This is a genomic window from Streptomyces sp. M2CJ-2 (assembly GCF_016757295.1).
Taxonomy (GTDB): domain Bacteria; phylum Actinomycetota; class Actinomycetes; order Streptomycetales; family Streptomycetaceae; genus Streptomyces.
This window is the reverse complement of record NZ_JAESIF010000086.1, coordinates 1-21,767: the sequence shown is the minus strand read 5'-3', so window position 1 is coordinate 21,767 and position 21,767 is coordinate 1. Positions and strand designations below refer to the sequence as shown.

Below are 21,767 nucleotides of genomic sequence, written 5' to 3'. Positions count from 1 at the left end.
GGCCCGCAGCCGGAACCCGCCGCCGGAGTGGCCAGGCCGAGCGCGAGCAGCGCGCCGCCGCCCGCCTCCGCGAGGCCCGCCGCCGTCGCGCTGGCCTTGCCGGGCACATAGCCGACGGCCTCCATGAACTGGCCGGTGCCCTCGATCCCGCCACCGCCGAACCAGCCGAACAGCTTCTGCGCGCCGTGCGCCGCCAGCGCCCCGCCCGTCCCCAGCCGGAGCAGCAGCAGGCCCAGATCGCGTCGGTCGTAACAGGTCACGTCGTCTCCCGGGGCAGTCGCTTCGCGTGACCACCGTCGCATCCCGGCGTCCCACCCGGCCCGCCGCCGCCCGCCGTTCGGGTGGCGGCGGGCTGAGGGAGACGGGCGACGGGTGGCGGCGGCCGACGGCCGGTAGGACGCTGACAGGCATGACGATTCAGCCTTCCCGCCTCAGCGACCCCGCCGTCCGCGCCTTCGTCACCACGGTCAACAACCATGACCAGGAGGGCTTCATGGCCCTGCTCGCGCCCGGGGCGACCATGGCGGACGACGGCAGCGACCGCGATCTCACCGACTGGATCGACCGGGAGATCTTCTCCTCCCACGGGCACATGGACGTCGACAACGAGTCCGACGGCGGACGCAGCCTCCTGGTCCGCTACAGCAACGACACCTGGGGCGAGATGCGCACCCGCTGGAGCTTCACCGTCGACGACGACGGCAGGATCAGCCGCTTCGAGACCGGCCAGGCCTGATCACGGCAGCCGTTCCACCCACCGGCGCGTGACCCGCGGTCCCACGCGGGCCACCCCCCTGCCGGTGCGGTGGAACGGCTGCCCTCCCCCCTGAAAGTGGCCTGCGGAAGCCTGCTGCTTCAAGTGTGAAGCTTTGGTGCAGGAGAGTTGAGCATATGTCCGCTGCGGGCCGCAATGCTGCGGATGTTCGTATTCCGCTTGTGTGGATCAGAGAGGGTCGGGCTCCGTCTGACGGGCCGTCGACGAGGCGGGGCCTAAGCGGCGTCCCCCGGGTAGCGGACGCCGATACGGTCGCGGATCGCGTCGAGCGTCCGCATCACGGCGAGCGTGCCGTCCAGCGGGACGAGCGGGGACTCCGTCTCACCGGCCCGCAGGGCGCGCATCACCTCGGCGGCCTCATGGGCGAGCGTGTCGCGGCGCCCGTCCGCCGGGTCGGCCGTGAACTTCTCGGCCTCCCGGCCCTCCCGGTGCAGCACGAACCCGTCCGGGAAGAAGAAGCCGTACGGGATGTCGATGCGACCCTCGGAGCCGGTGATCGACGCCGAGGTCTCCGTACCGCCGACGATGGAGCAGTGCACCGACGCGAGGGCGCCGTCGTCCCAGGAGAGCAGCGCGCCCGTCTGGAGGTCGACCTCCTCCTCGGAGAGCGTCGCCCTCGCCACGACGTCCGACGGCTCCCCGAGCAGCAGCTGTGCGAACGACACCGGATACACGCCGAGGTCCAGCAGCGCGCCCCCGCCCAGCGCGGGGTCCCGCAGCCGGTGCGCGGCCGGGAAGTTCCCCGCCAGCCCGAAGTCGGCCCGCACGGTGCGGACTTCGCCGATCGCGCCGTCGTCGACCAGTGCCTTCAGCCGCCGCACCATGGGATGGCAGTACATCCACATGGCCTCCATGAGGAAACGTCCCCCGTCGCGCGCCAGGGCGACCAGTTCCCCGGCCTCGCGCGCGTTGAGCGTGAACGGCTTCTCGCACAGCACGTTCCGCCCGGCCTCCAGGCACAGTCCGGCCGCCGCCCGGTGCGCCGAGTGCGGAGTGGCGACGTAGACGACGTCGACCTCCTCGTCCCGTGCGAGCGACTCCCAGTCGCCGTACGCCCGCCCGATCCCGAACCGGTCGGCGAACGCCCGTGCCGACTCCGCCGACCGGGAGGCCACCGCCACGATCTCGGCGTCGGGCAGCTCCGCCAGATCCGCCGCGAACCTCGCGGCGATCCCGCCGGTCGCCAGGATCCCCCAGCGCACGTTCCGCCCTGTCATCCGCCCCACCCCTGCTCGTGTCGTCGGCACATCGGCCGCGAAAACCCGTGGAAGCGCTCCCATGGCGTCGTCGTCGACGCCGAGCACTCCGTACGGGCTGAGAGCATAGGGAGCCGATGACGTGGAAAGGGAGGGGTCACATGCCCGAGGGCGGGGCGTCCATATCGAATCCGACGGCGAACTCGACGGCAAAAACGGACTCGACGGAGGAATCGGCGACGAGCCCGGCAGCGGACCCGGCGGCGCGTCCGACCGCGAGCGCGGCGCCGCCGCTCCGCGCGACCGCCGGCCGCGCCGGCCTGCTGCTGACCTTCCTCCTGGGCGGTCTGACCGCCGTACCCCCGCTGGCGATGGACATGTACCTCCCCGCCCTTCCGGAGGTCACCCGGTCCCTGCACGCGCCCGCCGCCACCGTCCAGCTCACGCTCACCACCTGTCTGGCCGGGATGGCGCTCGGGCAGTTGGTGGTCGGCCCGATGAGCGACCGGTGGGGACGCCGCCGCCCGCTGCTCGCCGGCCTCACGGTCTACGTCGTCGCCACCGTGCTGTGCGCGTTCGCGCCGACCGTCGGACTCCTCGTCGCCTTCCGGCTGTTGCAGGGCCTCGCGGGCGCGGCCGCCATCGTCATCGCGCGGGCGGTGGTCCGCGACCTGTACGACGGCGTGGCCATGGCCCGCTTCTTCTCGAACCTCATGCTGATCTCCGGCCTGGCGCCGATCATGGCACCGCTCATCGGAGGGCAGGTCCTGCGGGTGACGGACTGGCGGGGCGTGTTCGTCGTCCTCGCCGTCCTCGGGGTGCTGCTGGCGGCCCTGGTCTGGGTGAAGCTGCCGGAGACGCTGGCCCCCGCCGACCGCCACGGCGGCGGCTTCGGCGCGGCCCTCGGCTCGATGCGCCGGCTGCTCGCCGACCGGGTCTTCGCCGGCTACATGCTCACCGGAGGATTCGCCTTCGCCTCCCTCTTCGCCTATGTCGCGGCCTCCCCCTTCGTCGTCCAGGAGATCTACGGGGCCTCCCCGCAGACGTTCAGCCTGCTGTTCGGACTCAACTCGGTCGGTCTGATGATCGTGGGGCAGATCAACGGCAAGGTGCTGGTCGGCCGGGTCCGGCTGGACCGGGTGCTCGGTTTCGGGCTCTGCGTCGTGGTCGTCGCCGCGGTCGCGCTGCTGCTGATGTCGCTGGGCGTGTTCGGCGAGGTCGGGCTGGTGCCCGTGGCCGCCGCGCTGTTCGTGCTGATGTCCGCGATGGGCATCACCATGCCCAACACCCAGACCCTCGCCCTGATGCGCACCCGGCAGGCCGCCGGTGCCGCCTCGGCCCTGCTCGGCACGGCGTCCTTCCTCGTCGGCGCGATCGCCTCCCCGCTGGTCGGGATCGCCGGGGAGGACACCGCCGTCCCGATGGCCGTCGTCCAGCTGACCGCCGCCCTGGCGGCGCTGGCCTGCTTCACGGGCCTGTGCCGCCCCTGGAAGGGGCGGGCGAGTGCGGAGGGTGAGGGCTTCTGAGCGCCCCGAGACTGCGCCACGGCACCCCCGAACGGGCCGGGCTCGACCCCCGCGAACTCCGGGCCCTCGTCCGCGAGGTGCACGCCGGCACCACCGGGGAACGCCCCTGGGCGGCGGGTGCCGTCGTGGCCGTCGGCCGCGGCCCGGTGCTCGCCGTGCAGGAGGCGGCGGGCTGGGCCGTGCGCTACGCGGCGTACGACGAACACACGGACACCGCGGTGGAACTGCCACCGGACGACCGGGTGCCGATGACCGTGGACACCCCCTTCGACCTGGCGTCCCTGACCAAACTGTTCACCTCGGTGGCCGCCGTGCAGCAGATCGAGCGGGGCACCCTGGGCATCGACGCCCGCGTGGGCGCGTACCTGCCGGACTTCTCCGCGGCCGTCCGGCACGGCATCACCGTCCGGCACCTGCTCACCCACACCTCCGGGCTGCGCCCCGAACTCCCCTTGTACGACTGCGCCGACGACGCGGAACGGCTGGCCCTGCTGCGCGCCGAGCGGCCGGTCGCGGCGCCCGGCGCGTACCGCTACTCCGACCTGAACATGCTGCTGCTCCAGCACGTCCTGGAACGCCTCACCGGCCGTACGCTCGACACGCTCGTCCACGACGGCATCACCCGGCCGCTCGGCATGACCGCCACGGACTTCGGCCCGTGTCCGGGCGCGGCGGCCACCGAGGACCAGCGGCGGCCGTGGGCCAAGGCGGACCGGGGGATGCTGCGCGGCGAGGTGCACGACGAGAACGCCTGGGCGCTCGGCGGGGTCGCGGGCCACGCCGGCCTCTTCTCCACCGGCCGTGACCTGGCGGTCTTCTGCCGTGCCCTGCTGGCGGGCGGCGCCCACGGCCCCGCCCGCATCCTCGGCCCCGACTTCGTGGACCTGCTCCTCGCCCCGCCGGGCCTGGGCTTCGCCGTGGACCAGCCGTGGTTCATGGGGGAGCTCGCGGGCCGCGGAGCGGCCGGCCACACCGGCTTCACGGGCACGTCCCTGGTCCTCGACCGCGCCACGGGCACCTACCTCGTCCTGCTCGCCAACACGGTCCACCCCCGCCGCCCCGCGGCCCCGGCCAACGGCCCCCGCGCGCGTGCGGCCACGCGGGTGGCCCGCGCGGTCCGGGGGAGGTGAATCCGGCCGCCGACCCGCGCCATAGGATTTCCAGGTGAACGACCCCGCTCCCGCTTCTCCGAATCCTCCCGCCGACGTCCTGCGCGGCGCGCTCGCCGCACTGCTCGACGGGCTCCCGCCGCGGCGGGCCGCACAGGCCGTCGAGCGGCTGATCGCCACCTACCGGGGCGCCACCCCGACCGGGGCGCCCATCCTGCGGGACCGCGCGGACGTCGCCGCCTACGCCGCGTACCGCATGCCGGCCACCTTCGAGGCCGTACGGTCGGCGCTGGCGGCGTTCGCGGACGCCGTGCCCGGATGGACGCCCGGCGACCACGTCGACATCGGCGGCGGCACCGGCGCCGCCGCCTGGGCGGTGAGCGCCACCTGGGACGGAAAGCGGCCGGTGACCGTCCTCGACTGGGCCGAACCCGCGCTCGCCCTCGGCCGGGAACTCGCCGTCGCGAACCCCGCGCTCAAGGACGCCCGCTGGCACCGCTCCCGGATCGGCACGGAGCTCACCCTCGAGCGCACCGACCTCGTCACCGTCTCCTACGTCCTCAACGAACTGACCGCCGCCGACCGCGCCGCCCTCGTCGACGCCGCCGCCGGCGCCGCGCAGGCCGTCGTGATCGTCGAACCCGGCACCCCCGACGGCTACACCCGCGTCATCGAGGCCCGCGACCGGCTGGTGTCGGCCGGCTTCCGGGTCGCCGCCCCCTGCCCGCACAGCCTCGCCTGCCCCATCGTCCCCGGCACGGACTGGTGCCACTTCGCGGCCCGGGTCAGCCGTTCCTCACTGCACCGCCAGGTCAAGGGCGGCTCCCTGCCCTACGAGGACGAGAAGTTCAGCTACGTCGCCGCCACCCGCCTGCCCGCCGCCCCGGCCGCCGCCCGCGTCGTCCGCAAGCCGCAGATCCGCAAGGGCCAGGTCCTCCTCGACCTCTGCGAGAGGGACCCGGCCCTGAGCCGCACCACCGTGACCAAGCGCCACGGCGACCTGTACCGGGCGGCGAGGGACACGTCCTGGGGCGACCCCTGGCCGCCGGCGGCCGACGGCGGCGGGGACTGACGAGGAGCTGAGGAGGAGCTGACGAGGAGGATCAGGGCCGGCTTTCCTGCCCGGAGTCCCCTCCCTCCCGGTCCTCCTGCTGTTCCTGTTGTTCCTGCTGCTTCTGCTGTTCCTTCCGTTGCTCCTGGAGCTTGCGCAGCAGCTCGCGTTTCTGGGCCCGGGGGTCGAGGCCGCCCCCGACACGGCCGTCGCGTCCCCCGCCGCGCAGGGCCTTGCGGCCGAGGTGCTTCCGGGTGCCGCCGACGCCCAGCATGTTTCCGGCTCCGCCTCGGGACATGGTGATCTCCTTCCGGTGAGCGCCCTCCGCGGACGCAGGTGACGAGACGTATCGTCTCGGTCGGATCTCCCTCACTGTCAGGCGAGACGCGGCGTCTTGTCAACCTGATAAATTCGACCCATGGCCACGAACAACCCCGCACCCCCCGACTCCACCCGCCGCAGTGAGCGCTCCCGCCGTGCCATCTACGACGCGGCCATCGCCCTGGTCGTGGAGGTCGGCTACCCGAAGACCACCATCGAGGGCATCGCCGCCCGCGCCGGCGTCGGCAAGCAGACGATCTACCGGTGGTGGCCGTCGAAGGCGGACGTCCTGCTGGAGGCGTTCCTCGACCTGAGCGAGCAGGCCGCCCGCACCGCCGGACAGGAGCCGGGAAGCGGCGGGAAGTACGGGATCCCGGACACCGGGGACCTCGCCGCCGACCTCAAGCTCGTCCTGCGGGCCACGGTCGACGAACTGCGCGACCCGGCGTTCGAGGCGCCGTCCCGCGCGCTGGCCGCCGAGGGCGTCGTCAACGAGGAACTCGGCCGGAGGTTCGTCGCCACGCTGCTGGAGCCGTCGCTCCAGCTGTACGTCGACCGGCTGCGCTCCGCACAGGAGGCCGGCGAGGTCCGCCCCGACGTCGACCCGCGCATCGCCCTGGAGCTCTTCGTCTCCCCGCTCGCCCAGCGCTGGCTGCAGTACACGGGACCGATCACCCACGAGTACACCGACACCCTCGTCGACTACGCCCTGAACGGCCTCGCCCCCCGCTGACCGGGATCGCCCGCGGTGCCTCCCCGTTCGCACCGGCGTACCCCCGGGGTGTACCTTTCGCCCCCCGGGGCACCCCTCGTCCGGTCCGTGCACCGCTTGTCCCAGGTGCGCCTATTGTGGGCTCCGGCCCCCGATGCGCGCGAGAGTGGGACCATAGGGCATGCTGAGGGGCACGATGGCGAGGCGAGGAGTTAGATGAGCGCGGAGTTCGGCGGCAGGACCGGCAGGCAGGGCAAACTCTCCCGGTGGCTGCGTGGCCGCCGCCCGGAACCGGCCGCCGACGAAGGCGGCCGTGAGGAACTGCTGCTCGCCGCCGCCGAGGCGGGACTGCCGCTCGCGCCCGCCGCCCACCCCGCCGCCGGATACCGATGTTCGTGCGACCGCGTCGGCTGTCCCACCCCCGCCCGGCACCCGGTGTCGTTCGCCTGGCAGACGCAGTCCACCACCGACCGCGCCCAGATCGAGCGCTGGGCCCGCCACCAGCCGCAGGCCAACTTCATCACCGCGACCGGCATGGTGCACGACGTACTGGACGTGCCCCTGAACGCCGGTCGCGAGGCGTTGGAGCGCCTGCTGGCGGCAGGGGTCGAGGTCGGGCCCGTCGCGGAGAGCGACGACGGCCGCATGCTGTTCTTCACCCTCACCCGGGGCACCCCCGAGGACGAGGACGAGTGGTGGCCGTGCGAGCTGGACTGCCACCCCGAGACCATGGACGAGCACCCCGGCCTGCGCTGGCACTGCCGCGGCTCCTACGTCCTGGTACCGCCCGCGCGGCTGCCCGGTGACGACAACCGGTCGGTGCACTGGGTGCGCGGTCCGGAGCATCCGCTGCCCGACCCGCTGAGCCTGCTGGAGTACCTCACCGACGCCTGCGCCCGCCACGCGGTCGAGCACCCCGACCAGGCGACCACGGCCTGGCCCCTGCGCCGATAAGGCCCTGCTGTCCGGGGTGTCCGGGGTGGTCCGGACCGTGCGGCCCCGGCCCTACTCGCCCTTCGCCGACGTCAGCCCCTGGATCCGCCCCAGGATCTCCACCTGGCCGTCGCCCGGGGCCAGAGCCACCTCGTTGGAGACGAACTCCATCGTCAGGGTCTGCCGGATCTCCCCCGTGGTCAGCGCCAGCACGTCCTTGTTCGGGGCCGGCACCGTCGCCCCGTCTGCGGCGGTCTGCTTCTCGTAGTGGCGCGTCGTGAAGAACACCAGCGCCCCGCCGTCCTCGGTGCGCAGCGCCAGGGGCGCGTGGTCACCGTTCGTCAGCGGCTCGTCGATGTACTGCGTGGCCAGCCCCGGCCGCGCCGACTGCTTCGTGCGCAGCGCCCGCCACGTGCTGGTGTGCGGGCCCCCGGCGAAGACGGCGCCCTTGCCGTCCTTCAGGTACGTCGCGTAGGCCGCGCTCAACTCGCCGGGCGGCACGGCGAGATCGGTGGCGTTCGCGGGGACGGCCTCGGCCCAGCCGTCCTTGTCCAGCGGGAACTCGGGTATGTCCTTTGGGGCCACCAGCGTCAGATACGCCGCCTCCCAGGTCTCCTCGAGACCGCTGCGGGTGAACATCAGCAGCCAGCGCACGTCGCCGCCCTTGTTGCCCGCCGCGTCCGCGAGGAACCAGCGGGGCCAGCCGGCCTTCTTGGGGATGGTGAACTTCGCGTCCGTCAGCTTCAGCGGCGAATGCCCGGGGTTGCCGTCCGGGTTGTTGGCCTTCCCGGCCGTCAGCCGCGCCTTGTCGATGTCGCCGAGCGCGCCGGTGGTGTACTCGGCGTCCAGGGAACTGTCGTACGCCTCATCGGCCTTGTTGTAGGCGGCCGTGAACTCCTGGAGCGCCTGCGCGGCTTCGGCGCGGGTGGTGGCCGGAAGCACCTCGCGCTCGCCGTGCACCACCACGCAGCCGCTCGCCGTCAACGACAGAGCGGTCACCGATGCCGCGAGCAGCGCGCCCCGGTCGAACCCGCGGAGCCTTCGAAGGCCGAGATCCCTGCTCATGCGGTTCCTTCACCTTCCCCTTCCCGGAGGCGAACCCTACCGGGACGAGGGACGGGGCGAACACGCGGACGGTACACAGCGGCCACACCGTGACCGAGCCGGAGCGAGGGCGGGAGCGGGAAGCGGCCGGACCGGGGCCCGCCGACGTCAGCCGTCCCTGGTGGGGAGGGCCGGTACCGCGGACGCGCGATGCTTGAATGCCCCCGTGACTGAATACGACGTGGTGCGCGTCTTCTGCGGCCCCCGGGGCGGGTACGGCAACGAACTCGGCGTCGTCCGCGACGGTTCGGTGATGCCCGAGCGGAGCGACCGGCAGGAGTTCGCCGCGAAACTCGGCTTCAGCGAGACCGTGTTCGTCGACGATCCCGAGCGCGGGGTGATCGACATCTACACCCCGACCCTGCGCCTGCCCTTCGCCGGCCATCCGTGCGTCGGCGCGGCCTGGCTGCTCGACGTACCCGAACTCGTCACCCCGGCAGGGGTGGTGGGCGCACGGCAGGACGGGGAGTTCTGCTGGATCGAGGCGCGCGTGGAGTGGGTGCCGCCGCGCACCCTGCGCCAGTACGCCACCGCTGCCGAGGTCGACGACTTGGCGGTACCCCCGAAGGGGGAGTGGGTCTACGCCTGGGCCTGGGAGGACGAGGCGGCGGGCCGCGTCCGCGCCCGCGCCTTCCCCGGCCGGGACGACCTCATCGAGGAGGACGAGGCGACCGGCGCCGCCGCCCTCCTGCTCACCGACCGGCTGGGCCGCGCCCTGAACATCACTCAGGGCGCGGGCTCCCAGATCCTGACCGCACCGCAGCCGTACGGCTGGACCGAGATCGGCGGCCGGGTGCTCCTGGAGCGCTGAGCCTGAGCTCAGCCCATCTCCTCCAGCGTCCTGCCCTTGGTCTCCGGCACCCACTTGAGGATGAACGGGACCGCCAGCGTGGCGAAGATCGCGTAGATCACGTACGAACCGGACAGGTTCCACTCCGCCATGCTCGGGAACGTCGCGGTGACCAGCCAGTTGGCGACCCACTGCGCGCAGGCGGCGACGCCGAGCGCGGCCGCGCGGATGCGGCTGGGGAACATCTCGCCGAGCAGCACCCAGGCCGCCACGCCCAGCGACATGGCGAAGAAGAGGACGAAGGCGTGGGCGGCGACCAGTGCGACGGCGGCCTGGGTGTCGGGCAGCGAGATGTCGTCGCCCGTTCCGGTCTTGTGGGAGAAGGCCCAGGCGACGGCCGCGAGGGAGACCGCCATGCCGGCGGAACCGATCGCGGCCAGCGGCTTGCGGCCGATCCGGTCGATGAGCACCATCGCGATCACCGTGCCCACGATGTTGATGACCGAGGTGGTGAACGAGTAGAAGAACGAGCTCGACGGGTCGATGCCCACCGACTGCCACAGCGAGGAGCTGTAGTAGAAGATCACGTTGATGCCGACGAACTGCTGGAAGACCGACAGGCCGACACCGACCCAGACGATCGGCAGCAGGCCGAAACGGCCGCGGAGGTCCTTGAACCGCGGTGCCTTGTCGCTGCGCGCGGCCTGCTCGATCTCGGCCACCCGGGCGTCGAGATCGACCTGCGCGCCCTCGAGGGTGCGCAGCACCTCCTTGGCCTCGCCGGTCCTGCCGACCGAGATCAGGTAGCGCGGCGACTCCGGGATGCGCAGCGCCAGCAGACCGTAGACCAGGGCGGGAACGGCCGCGATGCCGAGCATGACCTGCCACGCCTCCAGACCCAGCAGGCTGCCGCGCTGGTCCCCGTCGGCGAGGGAGAGCACCATCCAGTTGACCAGCTGGGAGACGGCGATGCCCAGCACGACGGCGGCCTGCTGGAAGGAGACGAGCCGGCCGCGGTACTCGGTGGGCGCGACCTCGGCGATGTACGTCGGGCCGATCACGGAGGCCATGCCGATGGCCACGCCGCCCACGATGCGCCAGAAGGACAGGTCCCACGCCGTGAACGGCAGCATCGAGCCGATGCTGCTGGCCAGGAAGAGCAGGGCGGCCAGCTGCATCACCCGGAGGCGGCCGACACGGTCGGCGAGCCGTCCCGCGAGCATGGCGCCGGCGGCCGCGCCGAGCAGGGCGACGGCGATGACGGCGCCGAGCGTGGCGGCACCGACGTCGAACCGTCCCCTGATGCCCTCGACGGCACCGTTGATCACGGCGCTGTCGTAACCGAAGAGGAAGCCGCCCATGGCGGCGGACGCCGCGACGAAGACGACGTGACGCAGCCGGTCCGGCCGGGCCGCGAGGCCCCCGGCGGCAGGTTGTTGTGCTGTGCTCGTCACCTACGGACTCCTGTGGTGATGTGTGTCGTTGCCGTCCGCCTCGGGTGAGGAGCGAGGATCGAGAAGCAAGGACAGCAAGGACAGGGAGCGCCGCGGCAGGTGCACATACGGCGGAGGCGGCGCTCGGTTCGGAAGAGAAGTGGGGCCCGGCTTCCGGACGTGGGAAGCGGGGCGGGTGATCGATCGGCCGATCGGGGCGCACGAGTACGCCCGGGGCGCTTGAGCAGGCCCGGGCCCGGGCGGCGCCCGGCCCGTCCGCCGTCCGGTAGGGACCGGTCCGCGGAGGACCGGGCGCCGCCCGGTCCGTGTCACGTGGAGTCACACCGGGTCGTGCCGGCCGAGAGGCGTCGGCGCCGACCCGGTGCACGGGGGCGGGCCCGTCAGTCGTCGAGGCCCAGGCCGCGTCGGCCCGTCTCGTTGAGCCGGTCGACGTCGAAGCGGCCGGTCCAGTCGCGCTCGTAGTGCTCCTCGGGGAAGTCACTGGGGCTGGATCCGGTCAGGAACGCCTCGCGGACCTTCGCCGAGTACTCCTCGTTGCGGGGGCACCAGGGGGCGGCGGGGATGTACATGACGTTGCCCCAGCCCTTCTGGTCGGTGATCGGCGCGACGCTGTGGATCATGTCGCAGTGCCACCAGACGGAGTCGCCCGCCTTGACGTCGGGGATGCCGGTGAGGGCCTCCATGAGGAGCGGGTGCCACTTCTCGTCGGCGGGGAAGACCTGGTTGGTGGTCACCCCGCACATGTCGTCGTCCGGGACGTCCGGGAGCAGCGGCCGCAGCATGAGGTACGCCATGGCCTCGGGGATCGGGACGGTGTGCAGGACGCCCTGGTCGTGGTCCATGTCCGACAGGGCGGTCCAGCCCTGGAAGGTGCGGAACGCCGAGCACATGGTGGAGCCGGGGTACTGGGGGCCGGCCGTGCGGTGGGCGGCGTCCCAGGGGTCGTACTCCTCGATGCTGCCGTCGAACAGGTGGCGGAACGCCTGCTGGTAGGCCTGCGTCATCCACAGGTCGAGGGTGCCGGGGTCGAGGTGGGTGCCGAGCCCGCCCGAGTCGGCGCCCGGGGGACGGCGGCGGATGCGGTCGGGGTACAGCGCGTCGCGGTTCGGGTCGAACCACTGCACGCCCTCGGACTCGTGCTTCCACAGGGAGTTGAGGAAGGACTGGACGCCAGCCATCCGGTCGCTCTGGCGGGCCTCCATCTGGGCCTGAGACCAGTAGACGGGGTAGATCTCCGGCTTGGAGCCGACGCTGCCGAAGAAGTCGTCGCCGGGGCCCCGGTAGTTCTCGAAGAACTCGTTGCGCTCCACGTAGTCCACGATCGAGGCGTCCCAGGCGAGGGCCTGGTCGCGCTCGAAGTGGCCGCGGACGACGAGGCAGCCGCGGCGGCGGAGCTTGTCGAGCTGCTCCGGGGTGACGGTGCCGTTCGCGATGTCCGCGTAGTCGATGACCGGCCACACGGTCTCGCCGCGCTCCTTGTCCGCCTGGATTTCGGCCAGGCGGGCGCGGACGCGCTCCTCGACGACGGCGAAGACCTCCTCGACGGTGCGCCCGGAGGCCTCGATGCGGGCGCGCAGCGCGGGCTTGATCTCGCGGATGGCGGCGGCCAGGTCGTCGGGGGTGGTCTCCCAGTGCGGCAGGGCGGGGAGACCGGCCCGCGGCGTCTCGGTTGCCAGCGTCATTGCTCGGCTCCTTTGGTCAGGACTCCTTACTAGGTCGTCAACCTAGCCGCGCTCCCACATTTGGGCAAGAGTCCTGACTAAAATCCTCGGCATGTCACTGGCCAAGCCGTCACTCGAAATGCTGCGCGCGCTGACCGACGAGAACGTGCTGCGCGCACTGATGGAGGAAGGGCGCCTGACCCGCGCGGAGATCGCCGCCCGGACCGGGATCTCCAAGCCGACGGTCTCCGACAGCGTGCGGCGGCTGAGCGAGGCCGGCCTGCTCGCCGACACGGGCGAGCGCACCACCGGCCGCGGCCGGGTCGGCACCTACTACTCACTGGCCGCGGACACCGGGGCGGCCCTGGTGGCGAGCATCAGCCCCGAAGGCGTCGTCGCGGAGACGGTCGACGCCTTCGGCGCCGCCACCGCCCGCGCCGAGATCGGCCTGGGCCGCGCCCCGGGCCCGCACGCGACCGCACGGGCCCTGACCGAAGCGGTCGCGCTGGTCCGGCCCCGGGTGCACGGCCCCCTGCGTACGGCCGTGGTCAGCGCGGCCGATCCGGTCGACCGCGTCACCGGACGCCTGGTGCATCTGCCGGACGCCCCGTTCCTGGTCGGGGACCTGGACCCGGCGGCGGTGCTGGCCGGCTCGGTGGACGGGACGGTACTGGTCGACAACGACATCAACTGGGCCGCCCGCGCCGAACGCGCCACCGGATGCGCCCTCGGCGTCGACGACTTCGTCTACGTCCACCTCGGCGAGGGACTGGGCTGCGCGGTGGTCACCGACGCGGAAGTCCGCCGCGGACACCACGGGTTGGCCGGCGAGATCGCCCACCTCTACACCGCCGGGCCCCGGGGCACGGCGCTGCCCCTCATCGAGGTCTTCGCCGAACTCGGCCTGCGCCGCGCCGAGTCCACCGCCATCGACGTCGACGCCCTGCGCACCGCAGCCCTCGGCGACTCCGCGACGGCGCGGCGGACCCGCGGCGCGCTGGCCCGCGCGGTGGGCGGCGTGCTGGCGGCGGCGGTCGCCCTGGCCGACCCCCGACTGATCGTCCTGGGAGGCACCTGGGGCGCCGAGCCGCACATCGCCGAGGCGATCCGTGAACACTTCGCCGGACTGCCCCGCAGCGTCCCGGTCGCCGTGGCCCGGGTCCCCGAACCCGAACTCGCCGGCGCCCGCACCCGAGCCGTGGAGGCCCTGCGCACCGCCATCATCACCACCCCCCGCCCGGAACCGTCCACCTGACCCGAAGCGTCCGTGCGTCCGGCGCCCACCCGCGACGCCACTGGTGCTCCGACCGGACAAGTCCCCCTGAAGATCGCGGAGTTCGGCGTGGACAGGTCACGCTGACCCCCCATAGGCTGGTGATCATCTACGAAGGGGGGCGAAGTGAACGGCAATCCGCTGTACCACTGGACGGCGTTGGCAGTGGCCACGGTGCTCACGCTGCCGTTGTCGGTGGCGATACTGGCAGGGTGGACGCCGCCGTGGATGCGGGAGCGACAGGCCGGGATGCGGCTTCGCGCCTACGGCATGCTGGGTGTCTACGCCTGCATGCTCGCCAACGGCATCCCCCGGATCGCCGACGCCTCCATCGACACGGTCATGGTCTGCATGTACGTGGGCACGGGCTTCATGGCCGTCGCCGTAGTCCTGTTCCTGCTCTCGGCCCGCAAGGACTCGGTCGCCCGGAGGGCCGGCCCGGTCGAACCCCGGGAAGGCTGAGAGGCACCTCGCCGCGCCTGCTGTGGGCGACCCCGGCCCCGGCCCCCCGGGGAGACGGACAGGTCTAGCGGTTGAAGGCGGGCAGGGCGAACCGTGCGATGAGCGGGAAGCCGTCCTCCCGGGCGCTCTTGGCGTTCACCGAGTACACCACCGTCCGGGACAGGTTCCGGGTCGCGGCCAGCACCGTGTGGTAGCCGGGCCGGGACCCCGTCTTGCCCCAGATCTCCGTCCCGTTGTGGACGAAGCGCTCCAACGCCATGCCGTAGGTCGCGCCCTCGACGTCGGGGACGGTGAGCATCTGGTCCAGAAGTGGCTGCGGCACCACCCGGCCCCGGAACAGGGCCACCAGGAACCGCTCCAGATCGGCGGTGGTGGAGATCATGTTGCCGACCGCCCAGCGGTCGGACATGTTCCACTCCGTCACGTCGGTGGTCCGGCCCCCGATGTCCGTGTAGGCCCGGTGGTGCGGGCCGTGGACACGCGGGTCCGGCCCGATCGGGAAGCTCGTGTGCCGCATGCCCAGCGGACGGAAGATCCGGGCCTCGGCCCGGTGCTCGTAACGGTCGCCCGTCACCTTCTCGATCAGCAGACCGAGCACGGTGTAGTCGATGTTCTGGTACGCCTGCCGCTCCCCGGGGGCGAACGCGGGCCCCTTCGCGACCGCGGTGGCCACCACCCGCTCGGGGCTGAGGGTCCGGAACCGGTGGGGGTACATCTCCTCGGTGGTCGACCCGAGGTTCGCGCCGGGCCGCAGGCCGCTGGTGTACGTGAGCAGATGCCGTACGGTCGGCGGCTCGGAGAAGGAGTCCGGCAGCAGGCCGGGCAGGTACCGGGTGACGGGCGCGTCGAGCTCCACCCGCCCCTCCGCGACGAGTTGGAGCACCAGCGCCGCGGTGACCACCTTGGTCGTCGATCCGGCCCGGAACCGCGCGTTCTCCAGAGCCGGCGCCCCGGTCCGCAGGTCCCGCACCCCGGCGGTCCCCTTCCAACTGCCCTTGCCTCCCACCCGGACGAGGGCAGCGGAGATGTCTCCGTCGGGGAGTCCGGTGAGGGCCTTCTCCAGAGCGGCGACGTCAGGCCCTTCGGAGTCCGGCACCGCCACCGCGGGAGCCGTTCCGACGGGCTGGGCGGCGGCCGCTCCGGCAGCGGGACCGAGAGCCAGACCGGCTAACAACACGGAGGCAACGGCGATACGGACATGGCTACGAGCATTCATGACAGTGCTCCTGCTTCCCAGGGGGCGTGCTTCCGACGAGCCCCATCCTGGTGATCACGTGCATCACCGGAATCCTGCGCGGAGAGGAGACCGGCCCCTCACCTTCCGGGCCCGGTTCTCGGGGTCGCCCCTAAGGTCGGGAGCCTCATCCCCACCAAGGGACGGCACGGAGGGAAGGGGACTGTGTCCCGAATTCCAGCCGACGGAAGCCGTGGCTGCGTGACCTGCCACGATGCCTTGCCCAGAGGAGGCGTGGCAGCTGATCATCCGAACATGAGACCAGAAGTGCAGGCATTCGTCGCCCACGGCCCGCTCCCGGACTGGGCCGCGAGCGAAGAGGAGATCGACCGACGCGTCCAACAACTCGACGCGATCTCCAGGCCGGTCACGGCCGAGGAGGCCAAAGCCCTGGCAACCTGCTTTTGCCCCGACGACTGCTACGGCGTCGCCTGGACGCTACTGCACCTCATCGAGACGGGCCCGAATCCGGTGCCGGCCACCAAACCCGCCCCCGACGCCGACGAGTGGCACCACAGGCTCTGGACCCGAGCAGTCAACGCCGGACTCCTGCCCGAAGACTTGACGAGTCAGCAACGTGAGGTGTCCGCGGACCATGAACCCCATCGAGTCTTCCTTCTCCACCGTCAGCCTGCGGACCAAGGCCAGCCGCAGGGTCGGCTCGCGCACTGCTGCCCTGGCCGTGGTCATCACGCTCGTCGAATCCGCCCAGCAGCGGCGGCGGGCCGTGAACGCACCCCACCTCGTCGCCCTCGTCCGGGCAGGTGCCCGCTTCGAACGCGGCCGGCTCGTCGAACGCCCCGAGGTGATCGCGACGTGAGCGCCCTCCAGGCCCAGGCCATCAGCACCAGGCGGCTGGATCTGCTGCCGCTGGACGTCGAGCACGCGGAGGAGATGGCCGCAGTGCTGTCCGATCCGGCCCTGCACACCTTCATCGGCGGTACCCCGGACACCCCGCAAGCCCTGCGCTCGCGCTACCAGCGCCTGGCCGCAGGCTCTCCCGATCCGGCCGTGTCCTGGCTGAACTGGGTGATCCGGCTCCGTGACGCGTCCTGCCTGACGGGCACCGTCCAGGCGACGGTCAGTCCTTCCGGCCACGGCCCCCTCGCCGAGATCGCCTGGGTGGTGGGAACCCCGTGGCAGGGGAGGGGCATCGCCGGCGAAGCGGCCCGAGGACTCGTCGCCTGGCTCAGCCTGCAGCCGGTGCGCACCGTCATCGCCCACATCCACCCCGACCACCGGGCATCCGCCGCCGTCGCCACCGCCGCCGGACTCACAGCCACCGACGAACGGCACGAAGGCGAGATCCGATGGAGCCGGAGCACCGGACGATGACTTCAACGATCCACAGGTCTTGACCATTAAGCGTCCGGGGCTTCACACATCTCAGTACAGCTCAGAGTCGATGTCGATGTTCCATGACGGCGGCACAGCGAGTGTCGGGATCGACTTCTGCCCCTGGTGCGGGCATCGCCTCCCCGAGTCGCAGCGGGACCGGTGGTTCGACGAGCTGGAACGCCGCGGAATCGATCCTTGGGAGGACGAGGTCCCTGCCGAGTTCCTGGACGGCAGCTGGCTCGCCTCACTGCCCCAGGAGGGGTGAACCAACCCGCTGCTGTCTCTTTCGGCACACGGCCCGTCTTCGGGCTCTGCGGTGCGTGCTCCGAGAGTTCGATCAGGCGGCCGGGCGTCCCTCCCGTGCCCGCAGCGTGCGCGCGAGCCTGCCGAGCAGTACGGCGTTGAACAGTCCGGACAGGGCCGCACCGGCGGAGAAGACCAACGGGCTCAGCCAGGCGGGGGAGGAGCCCCATTCGACGGGGGACGCCACCAGAAGGGCGACGAAGCTGAGCGGCGCCGTGGTCATGATCGGCCAGATCCCGGCGAACCCCGGGTCCTGGAGCAGGTACGCGGCACCGAGGAAGAACCCCAGCGACGCCGCGACCACGGCGAGATAGCCCCGCGCGATCCAGTTGTCCACCGCGGGAGCCAGCAGGGCCCGCGTCCTGTGCAGACGAGGGGGCACGGGGTGCGCCGTGTCAGTTTCCTCCCGTTCCGGGAGGCCCGAGACGGGAGGGGAGGGCTTGCGGAAGCCGGTCGATGCGGAGGTCGCGGATCTCCGGAGGAGGGCGCCGAGCACGGCGGCGTTCACGAAGGCGCACAGGAGGAGCCATACGGCCCAGAAGCCGATGGCCAGTACCTCGACCACCCCGCCGCCCTCGGTGCCCGGACCGAAGGGCAGGACCATGGAGAGGAAGGAGAGAGGCGCCGTGAGCAGCAGAAAGCTCATGGCGAAGCCGCTCTCCGGGAAGAGGAGCACGACCAGGACGGAGAGGGTGAAGACAGCCAGATAGCTCCTGGCGAGCCAGTTACCCGTGGCGAGCACAAGGAGCCGGTGCGGGAGGCTGCGCGGACGGGAGTCGTTCGGCATCGCGGGTTCCTTCAGGTCGGTCCGAGCCGGGTGTTCTCCACGGTGGACCAGGGAGCCGGTGCAGGGATGAGTACGAGTACTCATCCCTGCACGGGAGTTCGGGAAGCCGCCCCTCCCGAGATCGGTGAGTTCCTGTGGCGTGAACTGGAGGATCGCTTCGGGCTCGACCCTCCATGTCCGCGGCCCGGAGCGATGGCCGCCCGGGCGACCGCCTGGTGGACAGTCGCCGGCCGGCGCTTTGACCGCGCGGGTTCGCCGGGTGTCGCCGGTTCACATCCCCCGTCGGGCCGCCGGTCGTAGGCGGTACCTCTCTGGAGGCGATGGTCGCTGCGGCGCGCCGTGGTGGCGTCCCGCGGGGGGGTGTGAGGGATCTCCGTGGTCCCGACGCTGCGGGACCGGGGACGGGTGCCTTGCTGAAAACCGTGAGCAGTCGGCGGGCAAGCGTCACCAGAGCGCTCAAACGAGCGACATCAGGACAGTGGCAGCCAAAGTGCTCACGTTTCCGGGACGGTGTGTCACGACCGGGGCGCAGGCGCCTGCCCCGGCATCGCGCACGGACGATGCCGCATCCGGCCGAGCCGCTCCGCACTCCCCGGATCCTCGATCCCCGAGCCTGCCTTTCGCCCTCCTGCCGAGGTGCTTGGTCACTGGTGGGCCGTTGCGGTGAGGCGTCGCAGTGCGGCGTGGGCGGGTGGGCCCCAGGCGGGCTTGCCTCCGGGGGCGGCCGTGGACGCCGGCGTTCCCGATGTGGACGCCGGCGAGGGCGCGCAGCACCGCCCAGCCGCGGGCGCGGCGCAGGGTCGCGGCGCCCGGGTCGGGAAGTGCCTTGACCTCACGGGCCGGTACGCACATGGGGCATGGACACGTCCCTGTCAGGCCGACAGGGGGAACTCCTCGCCCAGGGCGTGGAAGACGGCCGTGTTCAGGGCGAAGGCGCGCTTGCACTCGGTGATGACGCGCTGCTTCTCCAAGTCGTCGGCCCGGACTCCGTCCAGCAGTTCGCGGTACTCGCGCTTGAAGGCGGCGGGGTTCGAGATGTCCTCGAAGACGTAGAAGCGGACGCCGTCGCCCTTCTTCGGGAAGCCCCAGGTGCGCTCCGCCTTGTCACGGATGATCTGGCCGCCGGAGAGGTCGCCGAGGTAGCGGGTGTAGTGGTGGGCGATGTAGCCGGCCGGCCAGTCCCGGGCACACTCGGCGACCCGGTCGGCATAGGCCCGGGTGGCGGGCAGGGCGGTCAGGGTCGAGCGCCAGTCCGGGCCGCGCAGGTGGCTCAGGTCCTGCTCCAGGGAGGGCAGGCGCAGCAGTTCCGGGCGGATGAAGGGGCCGGCCACCGGGTCCGACGCCAGGTGCCGCGCGCCCGACTCCAGCGCCTCGTACACGAACCACAGCTGTTCGGTGTAGCGGGCGTACGCGTCCACGCCCAGTCGGCCGCCGAGCAGGTCGCTCATGAAGGTCGAGGTCTCCGCCTCCATGTGCTGCTCGTGGGAGGCGGTGCGGATGAGGGTCGAGAAGGTCGAAGAGGGCGAGGAGGAGTCCATGAGTCCAGATCTTCTATGGTTAGGCTTACCTAAGTCAATGATTTCCCGACGGATTGTCGGTAACTTCCTCCTCCCTACCCCCTCGCGCCACAAAGAAAGCCCGCCCTCTGGGGAGGGCGGGCTTCGAAGGCGAAGGGCTGGTCGGTGGTCAGGGCAGGGTCAGGATGTCCGCGCCCGTGTCCGTGACCACCAGGGTGTGCTCGAACTGGGCCGTTCGCCTGCGGTCCTTCGTCACGACCGTCCAGCCGTCGTCCCACATGTCGTACTCGTGGGTCCCCAGGGTCAGCATCGGCTCGATCGTGAACGTCATCCCGGGCTGGATGACCGTCGTCGCGTGCGGGCTGTCGTAGTGCGGGACGATCAGGCCGGAGTGGAACGAGGTGTTGATGCCGTGGCCGGTGAAGTCCCGCACCACGCCGTAGCCGAAGCGCTTGGCGTACGACTCGATGACCCGGCCGATGATGTTGATCTGCCGGCCCGGCTTGACCGCCTTGATCGCCCGGTTCAGCGCCTCACGGGTGCGCTCCACCAGCAGCCGGCTCTCCTCGTCCACGTCGCCGACCAGGTACGTCGCGTTGTTGTCGCCGTGCACCCCGCCGATGTACGCCGTCACGTCCAGGTTGACGATGTCGCCGTCGCGCAGCACCGTCGAGTCCGGGATGCCGTGGCAGATCACCTCGTTGACCGAGGAGCACAGCGACTTGGGGAAACCGCGGTAACCGAGCGTCGACGGGTAGGCGCCGTGGTCGCACATGTACTCGTGCGCCACCCGGTCCAGCTCGTCGGTGGTCACGCCGGGCGCGATGTGCTTGGCGGCCTCCGCCATCGCCCGCGCCGCGATCCGCCCGGCGGTCCGCATCGCCTCGACGGTCTCGGGGGTCTGCACCTCCGGACCGGCGTACGGCGCGGGAGCGGGCTTTCCGACGTACTCGGGGCGACGGATGTTTCCGGGTACGGAACGGGTGGGAGACAGCTCCCCTGGGATGAGCAGCGACTGGCCAGACATGGCGGCGAGTCTAATTGAGCGGCCGCGGGGGACCATCCTCCGTGACGAAAGGAGCCGGTCATGCCCTTGTTCAAGAAGCGGACGGTCGGGAAGCCGGGCGAGTGGTTCTACTGCCTGGAACACCAGAAGGTCGAGGAGGGCCCGGAGTGTCCCGCCAAGGACCGCTTCGGCCCCTACACGAGCCGTACCGAGGCCGAGCACGCCATGGCGACGGCGCGTGAGCGCAACCTCCAGTGGGAGAACGACCCCAGGTGGCACGACGCCCCCGAAGGAGGCCCCGAGGCCGGTCGCGCGGACTGAGCGCGGACGGGGCCCGCCGCTCCTGCTACCAGCGGGCCGGGGGAGGGGCCGTCAGGAGGTCCGCCAGTCGGGACAGCCGGTCCCGGAAGCCGCGACGGCCCCGCGGCGGCAGCGCGTTCTCCCCGGCCGCCGCGCTGACCAGGTGCTGCACGGTGTCCAGGTCCAGCTCGGCGCCCTCGGGGACGGCCAGCGTCTCGTGGGCCAGCGCCGGAAGCTCACCGTCGCCGACGCCGAGGGACAGCAGCGTCGCACCGGCCCGGCGGGCGTCGGACACCCGCTCCAGCAGCGGGACCGTGGGCTCCCCGGGCGCCACCACCAGCAGCGTCTCGCCCCGCCGCGCCGCCTCCAGCCGCCCCAGGCCCACCGCGAGGTGCGCGGGATCCGAGGGGCGCGCGCCGTGCCGTACGAGCGTCGGCGCCAGCTCCGGTGTGCCCGACCAGGCGGCCTCGTCCACCAGATGCGCCGCCAGGTGCCACGGCTCGTACTCCGGTGTGCCCACGATCAGCAGCCCGCCCCCGTGCGACACCACCGAGGCCCGCAGCGTCCCCGCGAACCGCCGGGTGGCGCCCAGCCACTCGGTCCCGGCGAGCACTTCGCGCAGCAGCGCGACCCGTACGGCGTCCACGGCACCGCATCCTGCCCCCGGCCGGGCCGCCGCGTCCCGGGGTTCGCCGCGGATTCACCGGCCCGGGGGACACGGAGAACGGTGGGGTGACGGGGCTCACTCCGCCGGAAACGGCGCCGCCGCGCACATAGAGTCAGGCCATGACTTCCAGTACCCCCAGCGACAGCGCTCAGCAGCCCCGGAACGCCCCCGCGAAGGACCCCTGGGACCTGCCCGACGTCTCCGGGCTCGTCGTCGGCGTGCTCGGCGGCACCGGACCGCAGGGCAAG

The 21,767-nt window shown here is 72.1% G+C and carries 23 protein-coding genes and 2 pseudogenes; 13 read left to right on the top strand and 12 right to left on the bottom strand.

Features of this window, described 5'->3' with window-relative positions:
* The coding region (locus JL475_RS34185; RefSeq protein WP_202282101.1) for a DoxX family membrane protein at positions 1 to 260 on the bottom strand (260 nt) is incomplete at its 3' end.
* Positions 261 to 409: 149 nt separating this feature from the next.
* On the opposite strand from JL475_RS34185, the gene JL475_RS34180 reads away from it, so the two are divergent.
* Positions 410 to 736: a nuclear transport factor 2 family protein gene (locus JL475_RS34180; RefSeq protein ID WP_202282100.1), complete on the top strand. Its 327-nt coding sequence runs from the start codon at positions 410 to 412 to the stop codon at positions 734 to 736.
* A 254-nt stretch (positions 737 to 990) separates the two neighbouring features.
* Here JL475_RS34180 and JL475_RS34175 read toward each other — a convergent pair whose 3' ends face one another.
* The gene (locus JL475_RS34175) at positions 991 to 1,992 is read right to left on the bottom strand and encodes a Gfo/Idh/MocA family protein (RefSeq protein WP_202282099.1); all 1,002 of its coding nucleotides are present in this window, start codon (positions 1,990 to 1,992) and stop codon (positions 991 to 993) included.
* Positions 1,993 to 2,132: 140 nt separating this feature from the next.
* Between JL475_RS34175 and JL475_RS34170 the strand changes: the two genes are divergently transcribed.
* From JL475_RS34170 to JL475_RS34160, 3 genes are read left to right on the top strand one after another with little or no spacing between them, the layout of a single operon-like run.
* Complete coding sequence (locus JL475_RS34170) at positions 2,133 to 3,497, top strand: multidrug effflux MFS transporter (RefSeq protein WP_202282098.1); 1,365 nt, start codon at positions 2,133 to 2,135, stop codon at positions 3,495 to 3,497.
* A complete protein-coding gene (locus JL475_RS34165) occupies positions 3,494 to 4,627 on the top strand; it encodes a serine hydrolase (protein ID WP_202282102.1) in 1,134 nt (377 codons plus the stop codon). The genes JL475_RS34170 and JL475_RS34165 overlap by 4 nt, the downstream gene beginning before the upstream one ends.
* 34 nt (positions 4,628 to 4,661) lie before the next feature.
* Complete coding sequence (locus tag JL475_RS34160) at positions 4,662 to 5,678, top strand: small ribosomal subunit Rsm22 family protein (protein WP_202282097.1); 1,017 nt, start codon at positions 4,662 to 4,664, stop codon at positions 5,676 to 5,678.
* A gap of 31 nt (positions 5,679 to 5,709) precedes the next feature.
* On the opposite strand, the gene JL475_RS34155 is transcribed toward JL475_RS34160, so the two are convergent.
* The gene (locus JL475_RS34155) at positions 5,710 to 5,955 is read right to left on the bottom strand and encodes a DUF6243 family protein (RefSeq protein WP_202282096.1); all 246 of its coding nucleotides are present in this window, start codon (positions 5,953 to 5,955) and stop codon (positions 5,710 to 5,712) included.
* A 120-nt stretch (positions 5,956 to 6,075) separates the two neighbouring features.
* On the opposite strand from JL475_RS34155, the gene JL475_RS34150 reads away from it, so the two are divergent.
* Together JL475_RS34150 and JL475_RS34145 are read left to right on the top strand one after the other, a co-directional pair.
* Positions 6,076 to 6,711, top strand: a complete 636-nt coding sequence (locus tag JL475_RS34150) for a TetR/AcrR family transcriptional regulator (protein ID WP_202282095.1) — start codon at positions 6,076 to 6,078, stop codon at positions 6,709 to 6,711.
* A gap of 195 nt (positions 6,712 to 6,906) precedes the next feature.
* Positions 6,907 to 7,644 (top strand): bifunctional DNA primase/polymerase, encoded by a 738-nt coding sequence (locus tag JL475_RS34145; RefSeq protein ID WP_202282094.1) that lies wholly within the window; start codon positions 6,907 to 6,909, stop codon positions 7,642 to 7,644.
* A 51-nt stretch (positions 7,645 to 7,695) separates the two neighbouring features.
* On the opposite strand, the gene JL475_RS34140 is transcribed toward JL475_RS34145, so the two are convergent.
* Positions 7,696 to 8,688 carry a hypothetical protein gene (locus tag JL475_RS34140; protein ID WP_202282093.1) on the bottom strand — a complete coding sequence of 331 codons (993 nt, stop codon included), beginning with the start codon at positions 8,686 to 8,688 and terminating at the stop codon, positions 7,696 to 7,698.
* 205 nt (positions 8,689 to 8,893) lie between these two features.
* On the opposite strand from JL475_RS34140, the gene JL475_RS34135 reads away from it, so the two are divergent.
* The gene (locus tag JL475_RS34135; RefSeq protein ID WP_202282092.1) at positions 8,894 to 9,538 is read left to right on the top strand and encodes a PhzF family phenazine biosynthesis protein; all 645 of its coding nucleotides are present in this window, start codon (positions 8,894 to 8,896) and stop codon (positions 9,536 to 9,538) included.
* 8 nt (positions 9,539 to 9,546) lie between these two features.
* Here the strand turns inward: JL475_RS34135 and JL475_RS34130 are convergent, their stop codons facing one another.
* Both JL475_RS34130 and JL475_RS34125 read right to left on the bottom strand, forming a co-directional pair.
* Positions 9,547 to 10,971: a sugar porter family MFS transporter gene (locus tag JL475_RS34130; protein WP_202282091.1), complete on the bottom strand. Its 1,425-nt coding sequence runs from the start codon at positions 10,969 to 10,971 to the stop codon at positions 9,547 to 9,549.
* A gap of 380 nt (positions 10,972 to 11,351) precedes the next feature.
* Positions 11,352 to 12,653 (bottom strand): DUF1479 domain-containing protein, encoded by a 1,302-nt coding sequence (locus tag JL475_RS34125; protein ID WP_202282090.1) that lies wholly within the window; start codon positions 12,651 to 12,653, stop codon positions 11,352 to 11,354.
* 91 nt (positions 12,654 to 12,744) lie between these two features.
* Between JL475_RS34125 and JL475_RS34120 the strand changes: the two genes are divergently transcribed.
* Both JL475_RS34120 and JL475_RS34115 read left to right on the top strand, forming a co-directional pair.
* The gene (locus JL475_RS34120) at positions 12,745 to 13,887 is read left to right on the top strand and encodes an ROK family transcriptional regulator (RefSeq protein ID WP_202282089.1); all 1,143 of its coding nucleotides are present in this window, start codon (positions 12,745 to 12,747) and stop codon (positions 13,885 to 13,887) included.
* Between the two features lie 144 nt (positions 13,888 to 14,031).
* Positions 14,032 to 14,367 (top strand): hypothetical protein, encoded by a 336-nt coding sequence (locus JL475_RS34115; protein WP_202282088.1) that lies wholly within the window; start codon positions 14,032 to 14,034, stop codon positions 14,365 to 14,367.
* Positions 14,368 to 14,431: 64 nt separating this feature from the next.
* Here JL475_RS34115 and JL475_RS34110 read toward each other — a convergent pair whose 3' ends face one another.
* Complete coding sequence (locus JL475_RS34110; RefSeq protein ID WP_202282087.1) at positions 14,432 to 15,583, bottom strand: serine hydrolase; 1,152 nt, start codon at positions 15,581 to 15,583, stop codon at positions 14,432 to 14,434.
* Between the two features lie 607 nt (positions 15,584 to 16,190).
* On the opposite strand from JL475_RS34110, the pseudogene JL475_RS34105 reads away from it, so the two are divergent.
* The 3 genes and pseudogenes from JL475_RS34105 to JL475_RS34095 all read left to right on the top strand — a co-directional run.
* Positions 16,191 to 16,421 (top strand): annotated as a pseudogene (locus JL475_RS34105) (IS256 family transposase); the annotation flags it as partial.
* The gene (locus JL475_RS34100; RefSeq protein ID WP_202282086.1) at positions 16,418 to 16,936 is read left to right on the top strand and encodes a GNAT family N-acetyltransferase; all 519 of its coding nucleotides are present in this window, start codon (positions 16,418 to 16,420) and stop codon (positions 16,934 to 16,936) included. The pseudogene JL475_RS34105 and the gene JL475_RS34100, both read left to right, overlap by 4 nt.
* Positions 16,937 to 17,006: 70 nt before the next feature.
* Positions 17,007 to 17,204, top strand: a complete 198-nt coding sequence (locus JL475_RS34095; RefSeq protein WP_307825247.1) for a hypothetical protein — start codon at positions 17,007 to 17,009, stop codon at positions 17,202 to 17,204.
* A 72-nt stretch (positions 17,205 to 17,276) separates the two neighbouring features.
* Here the strand turns inward: JL475_RS34095 and JL475_RS34090 are convergent, their stop codons facing one another.
* The 4 genes and pseudogenes from JL475_RS34090 to map form a co-directional block, all read right to left on the bottom strand.
* Complete coding sequence (locus JL475_RS34090) at positions 17,277 to 18,029, bottom strand: SCO4225 family membrane protein (RefSeq protein ID WP_202282085.1); 753 nt, start codon at positions 18,027 to 18,029, stop codon at positions 17,277 to 17,279.
* A 644-nt stretch (positions 18,030 to 18,673) separates the two neighbouring features.
* Positions 18,674 to 18,833, bottom strand: a pseudogene (locus tag JL475_RS40635) (phosphotransferase); the annotation flags it as partial.
* A 68-nt stretch (positions 18,834 to 18,901) separates the two neighbouring features.
* Positions 18,902 to 19,567 carry a heme oxygenase (biliverdin-producing) gene (locus JL475_RS34085; protein WP_202282084.1) on the bottom strand — a complete coding sequence of 222 codons (666 nt, stop codon included), beginning with the start codon at positions 19,565 to 19,567 and terminating at the stop codon, positions 18,902 to 18,904.
* Positions 19,568 to 19,715: 148 nt separating this feature from the next.
* Entirely contained in the window at positions 19,716 to 20,573 is an 858-nt protein-coding gene (map, locus tag JL475_RS34080) for a type I methionyl aminopeptidase (protein ID WP_202282083.1), read from the bottom strand.
* A gap of 60 nt (positions 20,574 to 20,633) precedes the next feature.
* On the opposite strand from map, the gene JL475_RS34075 reads away from it, so the two are divergent.
* Positions 20,634 to 20,873: a hypothetical protein gene (locus tag JL475_RS34075; RefSeq protein WP_202282082.1), complete on the top strand. Its 240-nt coding sequence runs from the start codon at positions 20,634 to 20,636 to the stop codon at positions 20,871 to 20,873.
* 25 nt (positions 20,874 to 20,898) lie between these two features.
* Here the strand turns inward: JL475_RS34075 and JL475_RS34070 are convergent, their stop codons facing one another.
* Positions 20,899 to 21,498, bottom strand: a complete 600-nt coding sequence (locus tag JL475_RS34070) for a hypothetical protein (RefSeq protein WP_202282081.1) — start codon at positions 21,496 to 21,498, stop codon at positions 20,899 to 20,901.
* Positions 21,499 to 21,767: the final 269 nt, after the last annotated feature.

Excerpts from the sequence above, each read along its gene's own strand:
- JL475_RS34170 (WP_202282098.1), top strand. The coding sequence starts at position 2,133 with ATGCCCGAGGGCGGGGCGTCCATATCGAATCCGACGGCGAACTCGACG.
- JL475_RS34075 (WP_202282082.1), top strand. The coding sequence starts at position 20,634 with ATGCCCTTGTTCAAGAAGCGGACGGTCGGGAAGCCGGGCGAGTGGTTC.
- JL475_RS34120 (WP_202282089.1), top strand. The coding sequence starts at position 12,745 with ATGTCACTGGCCAAGCCGTCACTCGAAATGCTGCGCGCGCTGACCGAC.
- JL475_RS34140 (WP_202282093.1), bottom strand. The coding sequence starts at position 8,688 with ATGAGCAGGGATCTCGGCCTTCGAAGGCTCCGCGGGTTCGACCGGGGC.
- JL475_RS34150 (WP_202282095.1), top strand. The coding sequence starts at position 6,076 with ATGGCCACGAACAACCCCGCACCCCCCGACTCCACCCGCCGCAGTGAG.
- JL475_RS34085 (WP_202282084.1), bottom strand. The coding sequence starts at position 19,567 with ATGGACTCCTCCTCGCCCTCTTCGACCTTCTCGACCCTCATCCGCACC.
- JL475_RS34180 (WP_202282100.1), top strand. The coding sequence starts at position 410 with ATGACGATTCAGCCTTCCCGCCTCAGCGACCCCGCCGTCCGCGCCTTC.
- JL475_RS34125 (WP_202282090.1), bottom strand. The coding sequence starts at position 12,653 with ATGACGCTGGCAACCGAGACGCCGCGGGCCGGTCTCCCCGCCCTGCCG.
- JL475_RS34145 (WP_202282094.1), top strand. The coding sequence starts at position 6,907 with ATGAGCGCGGAGTTCGGCGGCAGGACCGGCAGGCAGGGCAAACTCTCC.
- JL475_RS34175 (WP_202282099.1), bottom strand. The coding sequence starts at position 1,992 with ATGACAGGGCGGAACGTGCGCTGGGGGATCCTGGCGACCGGCGGGATC.
- JL475_RS34095 (WP_307825247.1), top strand. The coding sequence starts at position 17,007 with ATGTCGATGTTCCATGACGGCGGCACAGCGAGTGTCGGGATCGACTTC.
- JL475_RS34110 (WP_202282087.1), bottom strand. The coding sequence starts at position 15,583 with ATGAATGCTCGTAGCCATGTCCGTATCGCCGTTGCCTCCGTGTTGTTA.
- map (WP_202282083.1), bottom strand. The coding sequence starts at position 20,573 with ATGTCTGGCCAGTCGCTGCTCATCCCAGGGGAGCTGTCTCCCACCCGT.
- JL475_RS34155 (WP_202282096.1), bottom strand. The coding sequence starts at position 5,955 with ATGTCCCGAGGCGGAGCCGGAAACATGCTGGGCGTCGGCGGCACCCGG.
- JL475_RS34090 (WP_202282085.1), bottom strand. The coding sequence starts at position 18,029 with ATGCCGAACGACTCCCGTCCGCGCAGCCTCCCGCACCGGCTCCTTGTG.